General features: G+C 44.1%; 18 protein-coding genes, 3 pseudogenes and 1 riboswitch. Of the genes and pseudogenes, 18 read left to right on the top strand and 3 right to left on the bottom strand.

The genetic code is table 11. The features are described from left to right. The first annotated feature begins 136 nt into the window (after positions 1-136). Positions 137-1,545: pseudogene (gene leuC, locus QUE24_RS09410) on the top strand (3-isopropylmalate dehydratase large subunit). Continuing rightward, entirely contained in the window at positions 1,542-2,468 is a 927-nt protein-coding gene (prmB, locus tag QUE24_RS09405) for a 50S ribosomal protein L3 N(5)-glutamine methyltransferase (protein ID WP_286303580.1), read from the top strand. The pseudogene leuC and the gene prmB overlap by 4 nt, the downstream one beginning before the upstream one ends. On the opposite strand, the gene QUE24_RS09400 is transcribed toward prmB, so the two are convergent. Further along, positions 2,465-3,778 (bottom strand): diguanylate cyclase domain-containing protein, encoded by a 1,314-nt coding sequence (locus QUE24_RS09400; RefSeq protein WP_286303579.1) that lies wholly within the window; start codon positions 3,776-3,778, stop codon positions 2,465-2,467. The genes prmB and QUE24_RS09400 overlap by 4 nt on opposite strands. A gap of 57 nt (positions 3,779-3,835) precedes the next feature. Next, positions 3,836-4,507, bottom strand: a complete 672-nt coding sequence (gene mutH / locus QUE24_RS09395; protein ID WP_286306100.1) for a DNA mismatch repair endonuclease MutH — start codon at positions 4,505-4,507, stop codon at positions 3,836-3,838. 69 nt (positions 4,508-4,576) lie between these two features. On the opposite strand from mutH, the gene QUE24_RS09390 reads away from it, so the two are divergent. Beyond that, on the top strand, positions 4,577-5,491 hold the full coding sequence (locus QUE24_RS09390; RefSeq protein ID WP_286303578.1) for an ABC transporter ATP-binding protein: 915 nt from the start codon (positions 4,577-4,579) through the stop codon (positions 5,489-5,491). Positions 5,492-5,496: 5 nt separating this feature from the next. Next, positions 5,497-6,279 carry an ABC transporter permease gene (locus QUE24_RS09385; protein ID WP_286303577.1) on the top strand — a complete coding sequence of 261 codons (783 nt, stop codon included), beginning with the start codon at positions 5,497-5,499 and terminating at the stop codon, positions 6,277-6,279. On the opposite strand, the pseudogene dusA reads toward QUE24_RS09385, so the two are convergent. After that, a pseudogene (gene dusA / locus QUE24_RS09380) lies at positions 6,276-7,266 on the bottom strand (tRNA dihydrouridine(20/20a) synthase DusA). The gene QUE24_RS09385 and the pseudogene dusA sit on opposite strands and share 4 nt — an antisense overlap. 72 nt (positions 7,267-7,338) lie before the next feature. Between dusA and QUE24_RS09375 the strand changes: the two are divergent. From QUE24_RS09375 to QUE24_RS09310, 14 genes and pseudogenes are all read left to right on the top strand, one after another. Continuing rightward, positions 7,339-8,031: a M48 family metallopeptidase gene (locus QUE24_RS09375; protein ID WP_286303576.1), complete on the top strand. Its 693-nt coding sequence runs from the start codon at positions 7,339-7,341 to the stop codon at positions 8,029-8,031. A gap of 71 nt (positions 8,032-8,102) precedes the next feature. Then, a riboswitch (S-adenosyl-L-homocysteine riboswitch) is annotated at positions 8,103-8,181 on the top strand. A gap of 91 nt (positions 8,182-8,272) precedes the next feature. Beyond that, positions 8,273-9,433, top strand: a complete 1,161-nt coding sequence (gene metK, locus QUE24_RS09370) for a methionine adenosyltransferase (protein WP_286303575.1) — start codon at positions 8,273-8,275, stop codon at positions 9,431-9,433. Positions 9,434-9,454: 21 nt separating this feature from the next. Next, positions 9,455-10,765 carry an adenosylhomocysteinase gene (gene ahcY, locus QUE24_RS09365; protein ID WP_286303574.1) on the top strand — a complete coding sequence of 437 codons (1,311 nt, stop codon included), beginning with the start codon at positions 9,455-9,457 and terminating at the stop codon, positions 10,763-10,765. Positions 10,766-10,828: 63 nt separating this feature from the next. Continuing rightward, positions 10,829-11,679, top strand: a pseudogene (gene metF, locus QUE24_RS09360) (methylenetetrahydrofolate reductase [NAD(P)H]). A 94-nt stretch (positions 11,680-11,773) separates the two neighbouring features. Next, positions 11,774-13,228, top strand: coding sequence for an RNA polymerase factor sigma-54 (locus QUE24_RS09355; RefSeq protein WP_286303573.1), 1,455 nt, complete (start codon positions 11,774-11,776; stop codon positions 13,226-13,228). 35 nt (positions 13,229-13,263) lie between these two features. Continuing rightward, positions 13,264-13,590 (top strand): ribosome hibernation-promoting factor, HPF/YfiA family, encoded by a 327-nt coding sequence (gene hpf / locus QUE24_RS09350; protein WP_286303572.1) that lies wholly within the window; start codon positions 13,264-13,266, stop codon positions 13,588-13,590. A gap of 16 nt (positions 13,591-13,606) precedes the next feature. Further along, a complete protein-coding gene (locus tag QUE24_RS09345) occupies positions 13,607-14,068 on the top strand; it encodes a PTS sugar transporter subunit IIA (RefSeq protein WP_286303571.1) in 462 nt (153 codons plus the stop codon). Positions 14,069-14,070: 2 nt separating this feature from the next. Next, the gene (locus QUE24_RS09340) at positions 14,071-14,589 is read left to right on the top strand and encodes an HPr kinase/phosphorylase (protein ID WP_286303570.1); all 519 of its coding nucleotides are present in this window, start codon (positions 14,071-14,073) and stop codon (positions 14,587-14,589) included. Between the two features lie 117 nt (positions 14,590-14,706). After that, the gene (locus QUE24_RS09335) at positions 14,707-14,904 is read left to right on the top strand and encodes a hypothetical protein (RefSeq protein ID WP_286303569.1); all 198 of its coding nucleotides are present in this window, start codon (positions 14,707-14,709) and stop codon (positions 14,902-14,904) included. Positions 14,905-14,909: 5 nt separating this feature from the next. Beyond that, positions 14,910-15,113, top strand: coding sequence for a PTS sugar transporter subunit IIA (locus QUE24_RS09330; RefSeq protein WP_286303568.1), 204 nt, complete (start codon positions 14,910-14,912; stop codon positions 15,111-15,113). Beyond that, on the top strand, positions 15,110-15,379 hold the full coding sequence (locus QUE24_RS09325) for an HPr family phosphocarrier protein (RefSeq protein WP_286303566.1): 270 nt from the start codon (positions 15,110-15,112) through the stop codon (positions 15,377-15,379). Before QUE24_RS09330 ends, QUE24_RS09325 begins: the two co-directional genes overlap by 4 nt. Further along, the gene (gene ptsP / locus QUE24_RS09320; protein ID WP_286303565.1) at positions 15,376-17,124 is read left to right on the top strand and encodes a phosphoenolpyruvate--protein phosphotransferase; all 1,749 of its coding nucleotides are present in this window, start codon (positions 15,376-15,378) and stop codon (positions 17,122-17,124) included. The genes QUE24_RS09325 and ptsP overlap by 4 nt, the downstream gene beginning before the upstream one ends. A 176-nt stretch (positions 17,125-17,300) precedes the next feature. Further along, positions 17,301-18,188, top strand: coding sequence for a magnesium transporter (locus tag QUE24_RS09315; RefSeq protein ID WP_286303564.1), 888 nt, complete (start codon positions 17,301-17,303; stop codon positions 18,186-18,188). Between the two features lie 142 nt (positions 18,189-18,330). Then, positions 18,331-18,657, top strand: a complete 327-nt coding sequence (locus QUE24_RS09310) for a magnesium transporter (RefSeq protein ID WP_286303563.1) — start codon at positions 18,331-18,333, stop codon at positions 18,655-18,657. The last annotated feature ends 17 nt before the right edge of the window (positions 18,658-18,674 follow it).

Here is an 18,674-nt window from a genome sequence, read left to right as displayed (position 1 = left end):
TTTCCTTAGCAGTAAAAATGAAACGGGTAACTTTCGGGTTACCCGTTTTTTTGCCATCAGTTCAGATAGAGCTTACATCTCTGACGCTGTATAATGCCAGGATACTTATAACTCACTAATCGGTTTTAATAGAGATATGTCAGCAAAAACACTTTACGATAAGCTTTGGGAACAACATGTCGTTCGTTCTGAGTCAGATGGCACGACAGCTTTACTCTACATTGATCGTCACCTGGTTCATGAAGTGACTTCCCCCAAGCATTCGAAGGGCTCCGTTTAGCTGAACGTAAACCTTATCGCCTAAATTCAATTTTAGCGACGCCAGATCATAACGTCCCCACTTCACATCGCGAACAAGGGATTGCTGACCCTATTTCACGTTTGCAAGTAGATACGCTCGATAGCAACTGCGTCGAATTTGGTATCACTGAATTTGGATTAAATGATTTACGGCAAGGTATTGTGCATGTTGTTGGACCCGAGCAAGGCGCGACACTGCCTGGTATGACGGTAGTTTGTGGTGACTCTCACACATCAACTCATGGTGCTTTCGGTGCGCTAGCGTTTGGTATTGGTACTTCCGAAGTCGAACATGTCATGGCGACTCAATGCCTGATTCAACGTAAGTCCAAAAACATGCAAGTGCGTGTCGAGGGTCAGGTTAAACCCGGCATCACAGCGAAAGATATCGTTCTGGCTATCATTGGTGAAATCGGTACTGCAGGTGGTACAGGCTATGCAATCGAATTTGCCGGTGAAGCGATTCAGGCTTTGAGTATGGAAGGTCGCATGACAGTCTGTAATATGACCATAGAAGCTGGCGCACGTGCGGGGATGATTGCGGTTGACGAAACCACGATTAACTATCTGAAAGACCGTCCTTTTTCGCCCTCTGGTGAAAACTGGGATAAAGCCGTCAACGCTTGGCGTGAACTTCACTCAGATGACGGCGCCCATTTTGATAAAGTCGTGGTACTCAAAGCAGAAGAAATTAAACCTCAAGTCACTTGGGGCACGTCTCCTGAGATGGTTGTTTCAGTTGATTTGTCTATTCCCGATCCTGCCAAAGAATCAGATGCCGTTAAACGCAACGGTATGGAAAAAGCGCTCAAATATATGGGATTACAAGCTAATCAGCCGATTACAGACATCTATTTAGACCGAGTATTCATTGGATCCTGCACAAACTCTCGCATTGAAGATCTGCGTGAAGCTGCAGAAGCCATTCAGGGCGGTAAAGTCGCTGACAGTGTGAAACAGGCCATGGTTGTGCCTGGCTCTGGTTTAGTTAAACAACAAGCAGAGCAAGAAGGTTTGGATAAAATCTTTATCGAAGCCGGTTTTGAATGGCGTGACCCGGGCTGCTCAATGTGTCTGGCCATGAACGCGGACCGTCTCGAAGCAGGTGAGCATTGTGCATCGACGTCAAACCGCAACTTTGAAGGCCGTCAGGGGCAAGGTGGAAGAACACATTTAGTTAGCCCCGCCATGGCTGCAGCAGCTGCGATAGCTGGTCACTTTGTTGATATCACACAAAACGTATGATTGATTACCTAGCTGTTCAATCTGAATTAAATACTTTTCGTGATTTTTTACGATGGTCTACATCCCGCTTCAATGAAGCGGGATTATTTTTTGGTCATGGTAATGAGGATGCATTTAATGAAGCATCACAATTGTTACTAAGTAGTTTGCATCTTCCTGTCGATACGTTTCCGGATGTATTTCTCGACGCCAGACTCACGCAGGATGAGAAGCGGACCCTACTCATCGCTATTGAAAAGCGGATTGAGAAACGTATTCCACTACCTTATCTCACCAATGAAGCCTGGTTTGCTGGTTTACCTTTTTTTGTGGATGAACGTGTTCTTATTCCCCGCTCCCCTTTTGCTGAATTAATAGAAACACAGTTCCAACCATGGGTCGCTGAACCTGACTCCATCACACGAATTATAGATATGTGTACTGGTAGTGGTTGTATTGCTATCGCATTGGCAATGGCCTTTGAGCAAGCTGAAGTCACAGCCAGTGATATCAGTTCTGATGCCTTAGATGTCGCTAGAGTAAATCGTCAGAAATATGGATTAGAGGATCAACTGACGTTGCTTGAGTCGGATATATGGCAAAAGATATCTACCGATGAAAAATATGATCTGATTATCAGTAATCCGCCCTATGTGGGAGCAGAGGAAATGGCTTCTTTGCCTGAAGAGTATCGACATGAGCCAAACTCAGCACTTGAAGCAGATGATAATGGTTTAGCCTTAGTCACAAAAATTCTTTCCGGTGCGGCCGATCATTTGACAGAAAATGGTCTGATATTTATTGAAGTAGGTAACACCGATCTCGCTGTGGATGATAAATGGCCGGAGATTGCGTTTACCTGGCTAGAGTTAGAAAACGGTGGCCACGGTATCTTCATGCTGGACAAAGACCAGTGTGAACTCTTTAAACAGCTTTACGGCTAATCGTTACCACTCAACTCGGGAATGGATTCAGGCTCTGTATACACTTTAACGCAATTACGTCCCGCCATTTTAGCCTGATACATTGCTTTATCTGCTAACTCAAACAAACTGTTGAGATTATCGTTATCTGTTTGCCGCAATTGAGCAATACCGACACTGACGATCACATCTAAGTCAGCTGGTTTGAGTTTTCTCAAACGTTGCACCATGCGATCCATCATATTTTTTGCTGAAGCTAGGTCGCACTCAGGCAAAAGTAAAACCAACTCATCACCAGCCCAGCGAGCAACAAGATCCACGTCACGCACATGACGTTTCAACCATGAACCAAGCTCAGCTAACATCTGATTACCACGTTCAAACCCATGATGTTCATTAATATCTTTGAGGTGATCGATATCAATCACAGCCAGAGATAAACAACGGCTAAAGCGGTAAGCCTCACTGAAGTATTTACCTGCGAATTCACGAAGTGCATGACGATTAAATAAGCCCGTCGTATCATCCAGCATAGCCAGACTGTGTAAAGACTTTTGCTGGGTACGCAGTTCCTGTGTCGTTTGGTAGCTGGTGACATGATTAAATACACGCTGTCTCAACTCTTCACGCACAATCGGTTTTGACACATAGTCATTAACGCCAAGATGGAATAGTTCAATCTTACGAGACATATTGTCAAAACCAGACGTAGCAATAATGGGCACATTGCTATATTCACTTTGCATACGCCGAATTTTTCGTACCAGCGTAATGCCACTCATACTGCCTTCAAGCATGATATCTGTAATGACCAGATCGTAGTCACCACCTTTAAAGGCCTCCCATGCACTTTCGGCATAGTTGTAGGCGTCAACATCCAGCCCCATATCTGTCAACAAATCGATAATAATGGTTTGCAGTACCCGGGAGTCTTCGATAAATAGAACTCGCCCACTTAATTGTCGTGTCTCACGCTGGCTGATTCGACAAAGATAGGTATCCATTTCTGACATATCACTTTTGCTGAAGATATCAGTCGCACCAGCCAACAGTGCCTGTTTAAGAATCTTTGAATTATCATGCTCTGTTAGCACTAACAATGTGGCAAAATCGTAGCCCTTCAAAGCTCTGAGCTGACTACAAAACTCACTACTGGCATAGTCAGACAGATTGTCAGAACAGCACACTAAACGATACTTTCCTGCCGCGGCTTTTACCAAGCCTTCGCCACCTGTTTTGGCGGTATCTACGTTGAAACCAGCCGACTCTAATAAATTGAACATATGCTCACAAAAATCTGGTGAGCTATCGATAACTAGTGCGTTTAGCATGTCTCTCTACTTTTCCGAGTAAAACAAAATTAGTCCATTAATTTTGCAACGTTACCATCAATTTAACGCCTTCGCGAGTAACTGCTTGGTAAAAACGGTTCTTAGATAAAAACCGCGAGGATTCATAAAAACCGTTTCGCCTTGACTATCCGAACTTTTTGCCAGAATTCGACTGTGTGCTGCTTTAGGTCTGACTTGTAAATATTGTCCCTCTCTGGCTGTCAGTTCAGACTGCTCTCCCATCGTTAAACGATCCATCAGTTCTTCCCAATCAGCTTTTAATAGATTTTCTTCTGACGAGTCAGGTTGCCATAACCAGCCACTCCCAATGTAACGCTCTGCAAGCGGAATAGATGAGTCAGCCTCAATGGGTATCCACAATACATGTGAGAGTTTTCTTTTTACCCAACTATTGTCCCAACTTAAGGCTTCGTATTCGCCTGTTGAAACAGTGCAAACATAAGTCGACTCTTTCGGTTCACCATTGGCGTTTAATGGTAAGGTTTTTAATTCAATGCCTAAGGAGATAAAATCTGGTTCAGCCTGGTTACCGGCATCAGCACCAAGACAGGCCTCTAATAGCTGACCAACCCATCCTTTATTCCTCATGAGATCTGCAGGTACAGCGCAACTCAACTCCTGTGCAATCTGACCTAAGCTTTTTCCAGCGATTTGCTGACAGCGCTGCATTAATTCATCTATTGTTTTGGGAGGGGATTGTCTAAACATATTTTTCAAAATTCTCATCTCGCTGTTGGCATGATAACCTAGCCACCTTTATCACGCTTGAGAGAGACAGTGAAAGCATTATCTATCAAGAATCTAAGCAAAACTTACCGCAATGGCATGCAAGCCTTAAAAGAAATTAACCTGGATGTAGAGCAAGGCGATTTTTTTGCTTTGCTCGGGCCTAATGGTGCGGGAAAATCAACGACTATCGGTGTTATCACCTCACTGGTGACTAAAAGTACAGGATCTATCCAGGTTTTTGATACGGACCTGGACATCGATGCTGAACAAGCTAAAAGCTATATCGGACTGGTCCCACAAGAGTTTAACTTTAACGGTTTTGAGCAGGTTAAGCATATTCTTGTCGCTCAAGCCGGTTATTATGGTATGCCCGCAAGCCAAGCTGAGCCAAGAGCAGATGAGTTACTCAAACAGTTGGGTTTATGGGAAAAAAGAGACACCCCTTCTCGCTCCCTCTCAGGTGGCATGAAACGTCGACTGATGATTGCCCGAGCGTTGGTTCACAATCCAAGATTATTGATTTTAGATGAACCAACTGCTGGCGTTGACATTGAGCTTCGTCGTTCCATGTGGACATTTTTGAGAAAAATTAATGCCGAAGGCACCACCATTATATTGACGACACATTATCTGGAAGAAGCCGAGAGTCTATGTCGCAATATCGCGATTATCGATAAAGGGCAGATAACTGAAAATACCGATATGAAGTCCCTACTCAATCGCCTTGATAAAGAAACCTTTGTTTTAGACCTCAAAGAACCACTAAACGATACATTCCAGCTCAAAGGCTTCGATTATCAACAAATCGATAACACCACTTTAGAGGTTGAAATTCACCGTGGTGAATCGTTAAACAGTGTTTTTGAACAACTGAGTCATACAGGTATTGAAGTCACCAGCATGAAAAATAAAGTAAATCGTTTGGAAGAATTATTTCTCAAACTTGTTGAGAAGTCGGAGTAATACATATGACACCAACTCGTCGCCAAAGACACTGGGTCGCCTTTTCCACATTGCTATATCGTGAAATCCGTCGTTTCTTCAGAATATGGCCGCAGACCATCTTACCGCCAGCCATTACGATGACTTTATATTTCATCATTTTCGGTAATCTCATAGGTAGCCGTATTGGTGAAATGGGTGGTTTCAGTTACATGGAATATATCGTTCCCGGGATTATTATGATGGCAGTGATCAATAATGCCTATTCAAATGTGGCCTCCTCGTTCTTCAGTGCCAAGTTCCAAAACCACATTGAAGAGCTGATTGTGGCACCCATTCCGAATTACTTGATTTTGGCAGGTTATGTCGCAGGAGGTACGGCTCGGGGACTGTGTGTGGGGATTATCGTGACACTGGTATCACTGTTCTTTACTCACCTGCCGGTGGAACATATTTTTATTACCATCAGCATGGTATTTCTCAGTGCGGTTTTATTTGCATTAGGTGGGTTCATTAATGCGATTTATGCACGCAGTTTTGATGAAATTGCCATCATCCCGACCTTCATTTTAACCCCATTAACCTATCTGGGTGGGGTGTTTTACTCTATCGATTTATTGCCAGACTTCTGGCAAAACGTTTCACTATTGAACCCTATTTTGTATATGGTCAATGCTTTTCGTTACGGTATGCTGGGTATTTCAGATATCCCTATCATGGCAGCCTTTGGCATCATCATGCTGTTCATCGTAGCACTCACCGTATATGCCTTATATCTGTTGAAAAAAGGCACTGGCCTCAGAAACTAAACCTTGTCGACCAGACTTAAGGCTTGTTGAACTGTGAGAATGCCTGCATCTCCTAAGTGGGCATTCTCACTTAAATGCCGCCGCCAGCGTCTAGCACCTGGTTGGCCTTGAAATAAACCTAGTAAATGTCGTGTGATAGATTTCAGCGGTCGTCCTTGTTTCATTCTTTGCTCGATATACGGCAACATAGCTTCAATGACATCATGTCGACTGGGCTTGTCAGAAGCCGCTTGCAGAAAAATACGTTCATCCGCATCGATAAGCAGGTACGGGTCATGATAAATCGCTCTACCCAGCATGGCGCCATCCACATATTGCAGATGTTGCTGGGCTTCAACCAAACTATTAATACCGCCATTAATATCGATGTGTAGGTGTGGATAGTCCTTTTTGATTTGATAAACACGCTCATAATCGAGGGGGGACATCACGGTTTTCTTTTGGACTTAAGCCTTTAAGCCAGGCCTTACGGGCATGTAGAATGAAAATATTACAGCCTGCAGCTGATACAGCATCAACAGAATGAGTCAGAAACTCATAACTGTCGTGCTCATCTATGCCCAAACGTGTTTTTACTGTCACGGGTATAGTCACCGCGTTTGTCATCGCCTCTACGCCTTCAGCGACTAAATTCGGTTCAGCCATCAAGCAAGCGCCAAAACTGCCCGATTGCACTCTGTCACTTGGGCAGCCTACATTCAGATTAATCTCACTATAACCGGCATCTTCGCCCATCCTGGCACACTCGGCTAAAGCAGCGGGGTCAGATCCGCCCAGTTGAAGTGCCAACGGATATTCAGCGGCATCATGTGCTAAAAAGCGCTGTCTATCACCATGAATCAACGCCCCTGTGGTCACCATTTCTGTGTAGAGCAAAGCATGTTTCGAAATAAGCCGTAACAAATAACGAAAATCACGGTCGGTCCAGTCCAACATGGGTGCAACGGATATTTTTCTGGATTCTATAAAAGATAATGATGATGACATGATTCAATTGACGTAGATTAATGGGACATTTTCTCAAATCAGCTGACAAAAATCTGCTTATAACGATTATTTATGACACATACACACCCTGAAGGCTTTGATTACACCATTATTCGCAGTTCACGCCGTAAAAGTATGGCGTTGGTTATTAAGCAAGGTGAAGTCATTGTGCGGATACCAACGACACTTGCAGTCAAAACAGCACAAGACTTTGTGGATAAAAAAAGGGCGTGGATAAAACAAAAACTTGAACAACTGCCAGTCACCAGAGAAACCGTTTACGCAGATGGGGAGTCTTTTTTATTTCTAGGGAACACGTATCAATTAGATATTCATACCAGCAGCGCTGAAAATACCATTAAACACATCGACAATCGCATACAGCTCTATACCAAGAAAAAAGATATATCGGCAGAAGGTATTAAACGTCAACTGGAAAAGTGGTACCGGCAACAGGCTAATGAAATTCTGACATCACGATTTTTTCAATTGGCGGAAGCGTATCAGTTCTTTCCTAAAAGTCTTACCATAAAAACCTATAAAGCTCGCTGGGGAAGCTGTTATCGCTCGGGCGATATTCAGCTCAATTGGAAACTTATCATGGCCACTGACAAAGTCATTGATTACGTCATCCTTCATGAGCTTTGTCACCTCAGGCATCATAACCACTCAAAGGCTTTCTGGCAGTTGGTAGCGGACATCTGTCCTACATACAAAGAACACAAGCTATGGCTGAAACAAAATGGAGACCGATTAACGCTTTAGACCACGCTGTGTGACGACTTTGTGAAGATAATTAAGCTTGAAAAATTCTCTATATAGATTAATATGTCATTTCGAATAAGGAACGCTGCAACAGGTGGTTAACCTGCTAGGCTTATTCAATACTCCATTATTTAACTGCGTTCATTATTAACAGGTAACTGATAGTAATGAGCGAGATTTATTCCCCCTCAAATAGCACAACTATCATTACCACAATCTCATTGTAATGAGGAAGTTGACTATGAGTAGCAATTATCTTTTCACTTCTGAATCTGTATCGGAAGGCCACCCAGACAAAGTTGCCGATCAAATTTCAGATGCCATCTTGGATGAAATTCTTCGCCAAGATCCCCATGCTCGCGTGGCTTGTGAAACATTAGTAAAGACAGGCACCGCCATCGTTGCTGGTGAAATCAGTACTTCAGCATGGGTCGATCTCGAAGATGTTGTTCGTAAAACCATCACCGATATCGGTTATAACAGCTCAGATGTGGGTTTTGATGGTCAAACCTGTGCGGTTATGTCTCTGATTGGTAAACAATCCTCTGACATCGCCATGGGCGTTGATAGAGACACAGAAGAAAATCAGGGCGCGGGTGACCAGGGTTTAATGTTTGGTTATGCCAGTAACGAAACTGATGTTCTCATGCCAGCACCGATTACTTACGCACACCGTCTGGTAAAACGCCAATCAGAGGTTCGTAAAAATGGCGAGTTAAGCTGGCTACGTCCAGATGCCAAAAGTCAGGTGACATTCATCTATGAAGATGGAAAACCTGTTGGTATTGATGCCGTTGTATTATCCACACAGCACAGCCCGGATATTTCACAAGCCAGTCTTCATGAAGCGGTGATGGAAAGCATTATCAAACCCACACTGCCCGCTGAATGGCTAACTAAAGATACAAAAATCCATATCAACCCTACCGGACAATTTATTATCGGTGGTCCTGTCGGCGACTGTGGTCTGACAGGCAGAAAAATCATCGTTGATACCTATGGTGGTATGGCTCGTCATGGTGGTGGTGCTTTCTCTGGTAAAGACCCATCAAAAGTCGATCGCAGTGCGGCTTATGCAGGTCGTTATGTAGCGAAGAACATTGTTGCCGCAGGCTTAGCCGATCGCTGTGAAATCCAGGTGTCTTATGCCATTGGTGTGGCTGATCCGACCTCTATCAGTGTAGAGACATTTGGTACCGGAAAAATTTCTCAAGAAAAACTGGTCGCCCTGGTTCGTGAACACTTTGATTTACGACCAGTTGGCTTAATTAAGATGCTCGATTTAATCAAACCTATCTACCAACCAACAGCGGCTTATGGTCACTTTGGCCGTGAAGATGTTGATTTTAGCTGGGAAAGAACAGATATGGCAGATGTATTACGCGACGCTGCCGGTTTATAAAAGAATTTGAGGAAACGAACAATGGAATCACCAATCGAAAATTTAACCCCTGATTATAAAGTTGCTGACATCAGCTTGGCTAAATGGGGCCATCAAGAAATTAAAATTGCTGAAAGCGAAATGCCAGGTCTAATGGCCTTACGTGAAGAGTATGCTGGCCAAGCGCCACTGAAAGGTGCTCGTATCGCCGGCTGCTTACATATGACGATTCAGACAGCCGTACTGATTGAAACCTTAGTCGAACTCGGTGCTGAAGTCCGCTGGTCATCATGCAATATTTTCTCGACACAAGACCATGCCGCAGCCGCAATTGCTGATCAAGGTATTCCAGTATTCGCCTGGAAAGGTGAAACAGAAGAAGAAGCGGTTTGGTGTATCGAACAAACGATTATGGGTCCAGACAACTGGCGTCCGAACATGATTCTGGACGATGGTGGCGATTTAACTCAGATAATGCATGACAAGTATCCTGAGTTATTAAATGACGTGAAAGGCCTGTCAGAAGAAACAACCACCGGTGTTCATCGTCTGTATGAAATGATGAAAGCAGGCACATTGAAAGTGCCAGCCATTAACGTCAATGACTCTGTCACTAAATCCAAGTTTGATAACCTCTATGGTTGCCGTGAATCACTACTCGACGGTATTAAACGCGCCACGGACGTGATGATCGCCGGCAAAATCTGCGTTGTTTTAGGTTACGGTGATGTGGGTAAAGGCTGTGCACAGGCATTCCGTGGCATGGGCGCCACCGTTATGGTAACTGAAATTGATCCAATCTGTGCGCTTCAAGCCAGCATGGAAGGCTACCGCATTGTTTCTATGGATGATGTGGCAGCAATGGGCGATATCTTCGTCACCACAACAGGTAACATCGATGTTATCAACCATGACCATATGCTGAAGATGAAAAATGAAGCCATCGTTTGCAATATTGGTCACTTTGATTCAGAAATTGATGTCGCTTCCCTGCGTAAATATGAATGGGAGAACATCAAGCCGCAAGTTGATCACGTTATCTTCCCTGATGGTAAACGCATCATTCTGTTAGCTGAAGGTCGTCTGGTGAATCTTGGCTGTGCAACCGGTCATCCAAGCTTTGTGATGTCAGCCTCGTTCACTAACCAAGTCATGGCACAAATCGAGTTATGGCAAAATACTGACAATTATGAAAATAAAGTCTACGTATTGCCGAAAAAACTGGATGAAAAAGTCGCACAACTGCACTTGGGTCGGATTGGTGCCAACCTGACTACGCTGACAGACGAGCAATCAAAATATCTGGGGCTGGAAAAAACAGGCCCATTCAAACCTGAACACTACAGATATTAATCTTTAATCAATCTAAAAATGGGCTGAGTTTTCAGCCCATTTTTCTAATCAAAGTTAATGGATATGGCCAAAAATCTCACTTTAAGCTGCGAATTCTTTCCCCCAAAAACGGAAAAAGGCATTGCCAATTTAAGTAGTGTCCGAGAACAGCTTGCCCCTCTTAAACCTGAGTTTTTCTCAGTGACCTTTGGCGCAGGCGGTTCAACACAAGACAACACGATGGATGCGGTGATAGACATTCAAAAGCAGCATGCAGTGACCAACATTGATGCCGCCCCCACCTTTCTTGTGTAGGCTCATCCGCGGAACGTATCCGTGCATTATTGGATACCTATCGCAATAATAATATTCACCGCATTGTCGCACTTCGTGGTGATCTGCCATCAGGTATGCAAGCACCAGGTGACTTTCGTTATGCCAGTGAGCTTGTTGAGTTTATTCGCAAAGAAACAGGTGACTTCTTTACCATCGAAGTAGCCGCCTACCCTGAAGTACACCCGCAAGCACAATCTGCTGAACATGACCTTATCAACTTCAAACGTAAAGTGGATGCAGGTGCGAATAGTGCGATTACACAATATTTCTATAATATGGATGCATATCGTTATTTTGTTGATGCCTGTGAACAACAAGGCATTGATATTCCTATCATTCCGGGCATTATGCCCATCAATAACTATGCCCAGCTGGCTCGATTTTCAGCAGGTTGTGGTGCCGAAATCCCTCGATGGCTTCGCAAGAAACTGGAAGCTTTTTACGATGATACGGCATCAATGACTGCGTTCACCGTTGATTTTTTAACTGACTTTACTCAGCAATTAATCGATTTGGGTGTACCTGGTATACATTTCTACACCATGAATAAGGTTGACCCGACACTCACCATTTGTGATCGTTTAGGCCTGATTAAATAAATCTACAGTTAAGATTTTGTATGTAGCTGTAGGCAATGGCATAAGACTTGCGGTAACATATTTACATGGTCGTCAAAACACATAAAGAATTCTCGTGAAACCCTCATTACAGCTGCGTGTAGGCCAGAGTCTGTCAATGACTCCGCAATTACAGCAAGCCATTCGTTTGCTGCAATTGTCTTCGCTTGAGTTACAAACAGAAATTCAGGAAGCACTCGAAACCAACCCTTTGCTCGAAGTTGAAGAAGACTTTGAAGTTGACGAGAACGCACGCAAATCAAACACCGAAGATCAGACCAGTCGCGAAATCAGTGAGCTCGACAATCAGAATATTCCCGAAGATCTTCCTGTAGATAGTCAGTGGGAAGATACCTACGATTATCAACCCGTCAGTACCAGTAACAGCAATGTTATTCATGACGGTGATATGGAACGCGAGAATCAGGACGAGAGCACTGACTCGCTACAGCAACACCTGCTTTGGCAAATGCGACTGACTCATTTCACTGAAATCGAAGAAGCTATCGCGACTATCATTATTGATTCAATTGAAGATGATGGCTACCTGAAAACTTCTCTCGACGATATCCAAGCAAGCTTAGGTGAAGAATTTGCTGAAATAGAGTTAGATGAAATCGAGACTGTGCTTCACCGTATTCAACATTTTGATCCCGTAGGCGTAGCAGCCAGAGACTTACGCGAGTGTTTACTGATTCAACTTCGGGTGTATGAAGCCTCAGGTCTACCTCATATTGATCTGATGAGAGAGTTAATTGATAAACATCTGGATACATTGGCTAAACGCGACTACGCCCAAATTAAGCGTGCTTTGAAAGTGTCGGATGATGAATTGACCGAATTGGTTCGCTCTATCCAGCTTTTAAACCCGCGTCCCGGCAGTCAAATCCAGACAGATACAACGGAATATATCGTTCCAGACGTGTACGCCAGAAAATCAAAAGGTCAGTGGGTCTTATCTCTTAATCCTGATAATGCCCCACGCTTGCAAATAGCTGAACACTACGCGCAACTGATCAATCGGGCTGATAACAGCGCCGAAAATACCTATCTGAAAAACAATCTGCAGGAAGCACGCTGGTTTCTGAAAAGCTTACAAAGCCGCAACGAAACCTTATTAAAAGTCACCGAAGCGATTATTGACAGACAAAAAGACTTTCTCGATTTTGGTGAAGAAGCGATGAAACCGCTGGTATTGGCAGATATTGCTGAAGCTGTGGAAATGCACGAATCAACGATTTCCAGGGTCACAACGCGCAAATACTTACATACACCTCGCGGAATTTTTGAACTGAAATACTTTTTCTCCAGCCATGTCAGTACTGAGGCCGGCGGAGAATGTTCAGCTACAGCGATTCGCGCTATCATCAAAAAACTGGTTGCAGCTGAAAATCCACGAAAACCATTGAGCGACAGTAAAATTGCCGATATCCTCGGAGAACAAGGTATCAATGTCGCCAGACGAACAATTGCAAAATATCGTGAAACGTTGGCAATTGCGCCATCGAATGAGCGTAAACGACTGGTGTAAAACCAGTTATCATCACTCAAAAGGAGTCCAACATTATGCAGTTAAATTTAAGCGGACAACATATCGAAATCACTGACAGCTTACGCGATCACGTCAACAAAAAATTCGAAAAACTGACTCGCCATTTTGATCACATGACCAATGTTCATGTTGTGTTATCAGTAGAAAAACAACGTCAGAAAGCGGAAGCGACTGTTCATGTCAGCGGCGCAGACTTGTTCGCCTCAGATGAAAATGAAAACATGTATTCTGCTATTGAGAATCTGGTTGCCAAGCTGGACCGTCAAATCATTAAACACAAAGATAAAATCACCGATCATCATCAGTCAGTCGGTGCTGAAATGAAGCACAACGTCAACTAATAAGAGATTCTTTTTTATGCTAATTGCCGCATTATTGGTTAACGCTGACAGTATCAGCTTTCATGACAATGCTACGAGCAAAAAGAAAGTACTGGAAAACTTAAGTCAGAAGTTAGCCAGTAATACGAATGCGACAACAGCAGAAAAAATATTTCAGGTGTTATTAGAACGAGAAAGACTAGGCAGTACAGGTCTGGGCAAAGGCGTGGCTATACCTCACGCCCGAGTCCCCGGACTGACTCATACCATCGCCGCTATGCTCACACTCGAAACACCCGTTCCTTTTGAATCCGTTGACAACCAACCTATCGATATTGCTTTTGGTTTACTCGTGCCTGAAGAAGATACCGACCATCACCTACAACATTTGTCACGCCTCGTGACTTTATTTCGCGATCCGGAAATCTGCCAGAAACTGCGCAATGCAAATAGCGCAGAACAGATTTTTGAGTTACTGCTCTCCATCGACGAAGATTAATCGTGCCTCAAACTAGCCAACACCTCTCACTTCATGGAGTGATGGTCTGTGTTGATGGTTTAGGTGTTCTCATCAAAGGCCCACCAGGCATAGGCAAAAGCAGTCTGGCTCTTCAACTGATTAGTGAAGGTCATCAATTTGTTGCTGATGATGTGGTTGATATTCATCGTCACAAACATGAATTGATAGCGACTGCACCGTCCATACTGAAAGATCTCCTCAATACAAGAGAGCTCGGCACAATCAATATCAGGCAACATTTTGGCAGCGCGCACGTGCTGGATACCTGCCCATTACACTTTCAGCTAAACCTGCATGAGACATTAAAGCAAGAGAGTCAACTTGAAGGAAACCAGAGTGAGGAACAGATTCTGGGCATAGCTACACCAATGCTACACTTGTCATTATCAAATCCATCCTCGCTCAGTATACGGTTGCTGACCTGGTTAAAAATGCAAAGAATGACAAATAATGCGAATGAACAGCTAAAATACCGGCAACAACAGCAAATTCAGCAATGAGCATTTCACATTAACTTGATGACATGTCGTATATCTATTACATTCATTATCGTTTAAAGACAGAGGCAGAGCCAATTTGTCTATCTACAGCCATGGCTGTTTTTATAGAGAACTAATATGACCGTAGGCGTTTTACTCGTTTCGCACAATAACATCGGTACAGAGCTCATCAATACCGCTCGTCAAATGTTATCTTGCTGCCCTCTTCCGACGAAAGTCATTTCTATCGAAACCAAAGATAATCCGGAAGCCATTCGATTAGAAATGGATGAAGACTTAAAAAACTTGATCAAGGTCACGGTATCCTCATACTGACTGACATGTTCGGTTCAACGCCTAGTAATATAGCGTGCGCCGTATCTGATAGAACAGATATCCGGGTGGTCTCGGGTCTCAACCTTCCTATGCTGATACGTGTTTTGAATTACCCAGCCCTTAATTTAGAAGAGCTCGAAATAAAAGCGTTAAGTGGTGGACAAGAAGGCGTGGTTCGCTGTCATCACACAGGCTACTCAAGAAAATGATGACAAAAACATTCACAATAATTAATAAACTAGGGTTGCATGCCAGAGCTGCAGCTAAATTCGTCACAACGGCATCAGCTCACCAAGCAGACATTACCGTCTCAAGAGAAAACAGAACGGTGAATGGAAAAAGCATTATGGGTGTAATGATGCTGGCAGCCGCAAAAGGCTCTGAAATCACAGTCACTGCAGAAGGTGCAGATGCGGAACAAGCATTAGCCTCCTTGGATACCCTGATAAATGATTATTTTGGAGAAGGTGAATGACACTTGAGTTGCAAGGTATTGGCGTCTCTCGTGGCATTGCTATGGGCCGTGCCCATATTCTTTTTCATAATCAACCAGATGTTCGTGAATATCTCATACCGGCTTTTGCTATTGAACAGGAAGTGGATCGTTTTCTTGATGCCATTGATCAAGCAAAACAACAATTAAAATCCATTCGTAATCATATTCCAGCAAATGCCCCAGCTGATGTCACTTCTTTCATTGATACACATCTATTAATGTTAAGCGACTCTTCGCTGAATAAGATTCCGGTCGACATGATCCGTCAGCGCCGTTGTAATGCCGAATGGGCTTTGCAATTACAGCGTGACGCTTTGATCAATGTCTTTAATGAAATGGACGATCCTTATCTCCGTACACGCCGTGATGATGTGGATCATGTGGTCAACCGTATTCATCGTATTCTGGCAGATCAAGAAGTCGCTGATCACGAAATTCCTGATGGCCGGCTCAAGGGCCACATCATTATCGCCGAAGATCTGACCCCGGCAGATACCGTACTGATGCAACATCAGGGAATTGTGGCTTTTGTCACCGAACACGGTGGCGCGACATCTCACACAACTATCTTAGCGAGAAGTTTAGGTATTCCAGCCATCGTAGGTGTTGAGTCAGTCCGACGCTATGTACAGGATAACGAACCACTGATTGTCGATGGCGAGACAGGTGTGATGCTATTGGGGGCAGATGAACGCACCCAATTTGAATATGAAGGCAGATTGATTGCTTTCCGTGAGCATATCTCCTCACTCAGTCGATATAAATCTCAACCCACTAAAACACGTGATGGCAAATCCGTCACACTATTAGCTAATGCCGAATTGCCAGAGGATGTCACCACTATCAGTAGTGCCGGCGCTCAAGGTATAGGGCTTTACCGTACTGAGTTCTTATACATGAACCGGTTGTCCCCTCCTGAGGAGGAAGAGCAATTGTCAGCATACCGTGATGTGGTTGAAGGTATGAATAATCAGCCAGTCACCATACGTACCTTTGACCTTGGCGCAGATAAAACAGTCGATGGTGGACGCAACCTGAACCAGACGGTTGTGACCAATCCGGCACTGGGCATGCGTGCGATTCGTCTATGTTTGACTCAACCAACCATGTTTCGTACACAATTAAGAGCCATTTTGCGCGCCTCGGCCTATGGCAAAATCAAAATCATGTTCCCGATGATATCGACGGTGAATGAACTATTGCAGGCAAAAAACCTATTGGAACAGTGCAAGCAAGAATTAGATAAAGAACACCTCGAATACGATCATCACATTGAGGTGGGGGCGATGATTGAAGTGCCAGCGAGCGCAGTCTGTGCCGAAATTTTCGCACAGCATGTCGACTTTCTCTCGATTGGTACCAATGATCTCATCCAATATACACTTGCCATCGACCGTATAGATGATCACGTCAACTACCTTTACGACCCGCTGCACCCTGCTGTATTACGACTAATCTATATGACGCTGCAAGCGGGTAAACAGCACAATGTCGATGTATCTATGTGTGGTGAAATGGCTGGTGATCCACGCTATACCAGACTCTTACTTGCCATGGGCTTGGAAAACTTCAGTATGCATCCCAATGCCATACTTGAAGTGAAACAGGTGATAAATGAAACCAATTTGAGTGAATTACCACTCAACACATTGGATATCATGAATACAACTGACCCCTTAGCCCTTGATTTGTTATTAGAAGATATTAATGGCCCCAGTCACTAAGTTAGAAGGTAATAAACATTAGCAAGGCTGTAATGAATGATTTTGATAGGAAAAAATCTCACCAAATCAGAGTATTTCATTAGCCACAAGCTATCTCACGCTATCCAGTAAAGGCTAAGCAAGCTAAAATAAAGCCTAATCACAATCCTAAACACCTCCACCGTTGAGAACTGGATATGTCTGAGCTGGACCACGACCACGCCCTTAATCAATCAATCAATGCTTTATCCGATGCATTGCAAAGCGGACGTTTTGTCAGAATGCGTCGTTTACTGGCGGGCCTGCATCCGGCAGAAACAGCTCATTTACTTGAATCTTTACCACCTAACGAAAGAAAAATCTGCTGGCCCCTGATTAATCCCGATCTGCGTGGTGAGGTTCTATCCTATATTGGTGAAGAAGTCCGTACCGATCTGATGACGGATATGGACACGGCCGATCTCATCAATGCCACCGAAGACCTTGATACAGACGATATCGCCGATATTCTGCAGGATCTCCCCGATCATGTTGTGCATGAAATATTACGTGCGATGGACATTCAACACAGGCGTCGTGTTGAAGCCGTTTTAGCCTATGACGAGGATAGCGCCGGTGGTTTGATGAACACCGACGTCACCACCGTCAGGACGGATATCACCTTAGAAGTCGTTTTACGTTATTTACGTATGCTCGGTGAGTTACCGGAAAATACCGACAGCTTATACGTGGTTGACCACAATGATCACTACCTTGGCACGTTAAGGCTCTCTCAGGTTGTCAGTCGAAGTCGCTCATTATTGGTCAGTGAAGTCATGTCACATCAAGTGGATCCTATTCCAGCAAATATGACTGATCGTGATGTGGCAAGACGATTTGAAAAACATGACCTGATTTCTGCACCAGTGGTAGATAAAGATAACCGTCTACTTGGTCGTATCACGATTGATGACGTTGTAGACGTTATTCGTGATGAAGCAGAGCACTCCATGTTAAGCATGGCGGGCTTAGGCGAAGATGAAGATACTTTCGCAACAGTGAAAAAAGCGTCAATCGCCGCTCCATCTGGCTCGCTGTTAACTTAATTACAGCTTTTCTTGCCTCATGGGTAATTGGTCTGTTTGAAACAACTATCCAAAAACAAGTCGCGCTGGCTGTTCTTATGCCAATCGTTGCCAGCATGGGGGGATAGCCGGTAGTCAAACATTAACACTCGTTATTCGCTCGATGGCATTAGGTCAGTTGAACAGCAAAAATGAGCGCTGGCTGTTGCGCAAAGAAATGTTAGTAGGCGCCACCAATGGTTTGATATGGGCGACGGCTATCGCAGTAGTGACTGTGATCTGGTTTAATAGCCTGTCTTTGGGCCTGCTTATAGGGAGCGCCATCGTTATTAATTTAGTCGCAGCCGCACTAGCTGGGGTCACCATACCACTGGGGCTGAAGCGAATTGGTATCGATCCGGCCCTGTCTGGCAGTGTTTTGCTAACGACCGTTACAGACGTTGTTGGCTTTGTCGCCTTTTTAGGCTTTGCCAAATTATTTATTGTTTAACCTTAATGCCAATCGGA

The sequence above is a fragment of the Methylophaga marina genome, from assembly GCF_030296755.1.
GTDB lineage: Bacteria > Pseudomonadota > Gammaproteobacteria > Nitrosococcales > Methylophagaceae > Methylophaga > Methylophaga marina.
The sequence above is the reverse complement of the archived record's forward strand: the minus strand, read 5'-3'. Positions and strand labels throughout refer to the sequence as shown.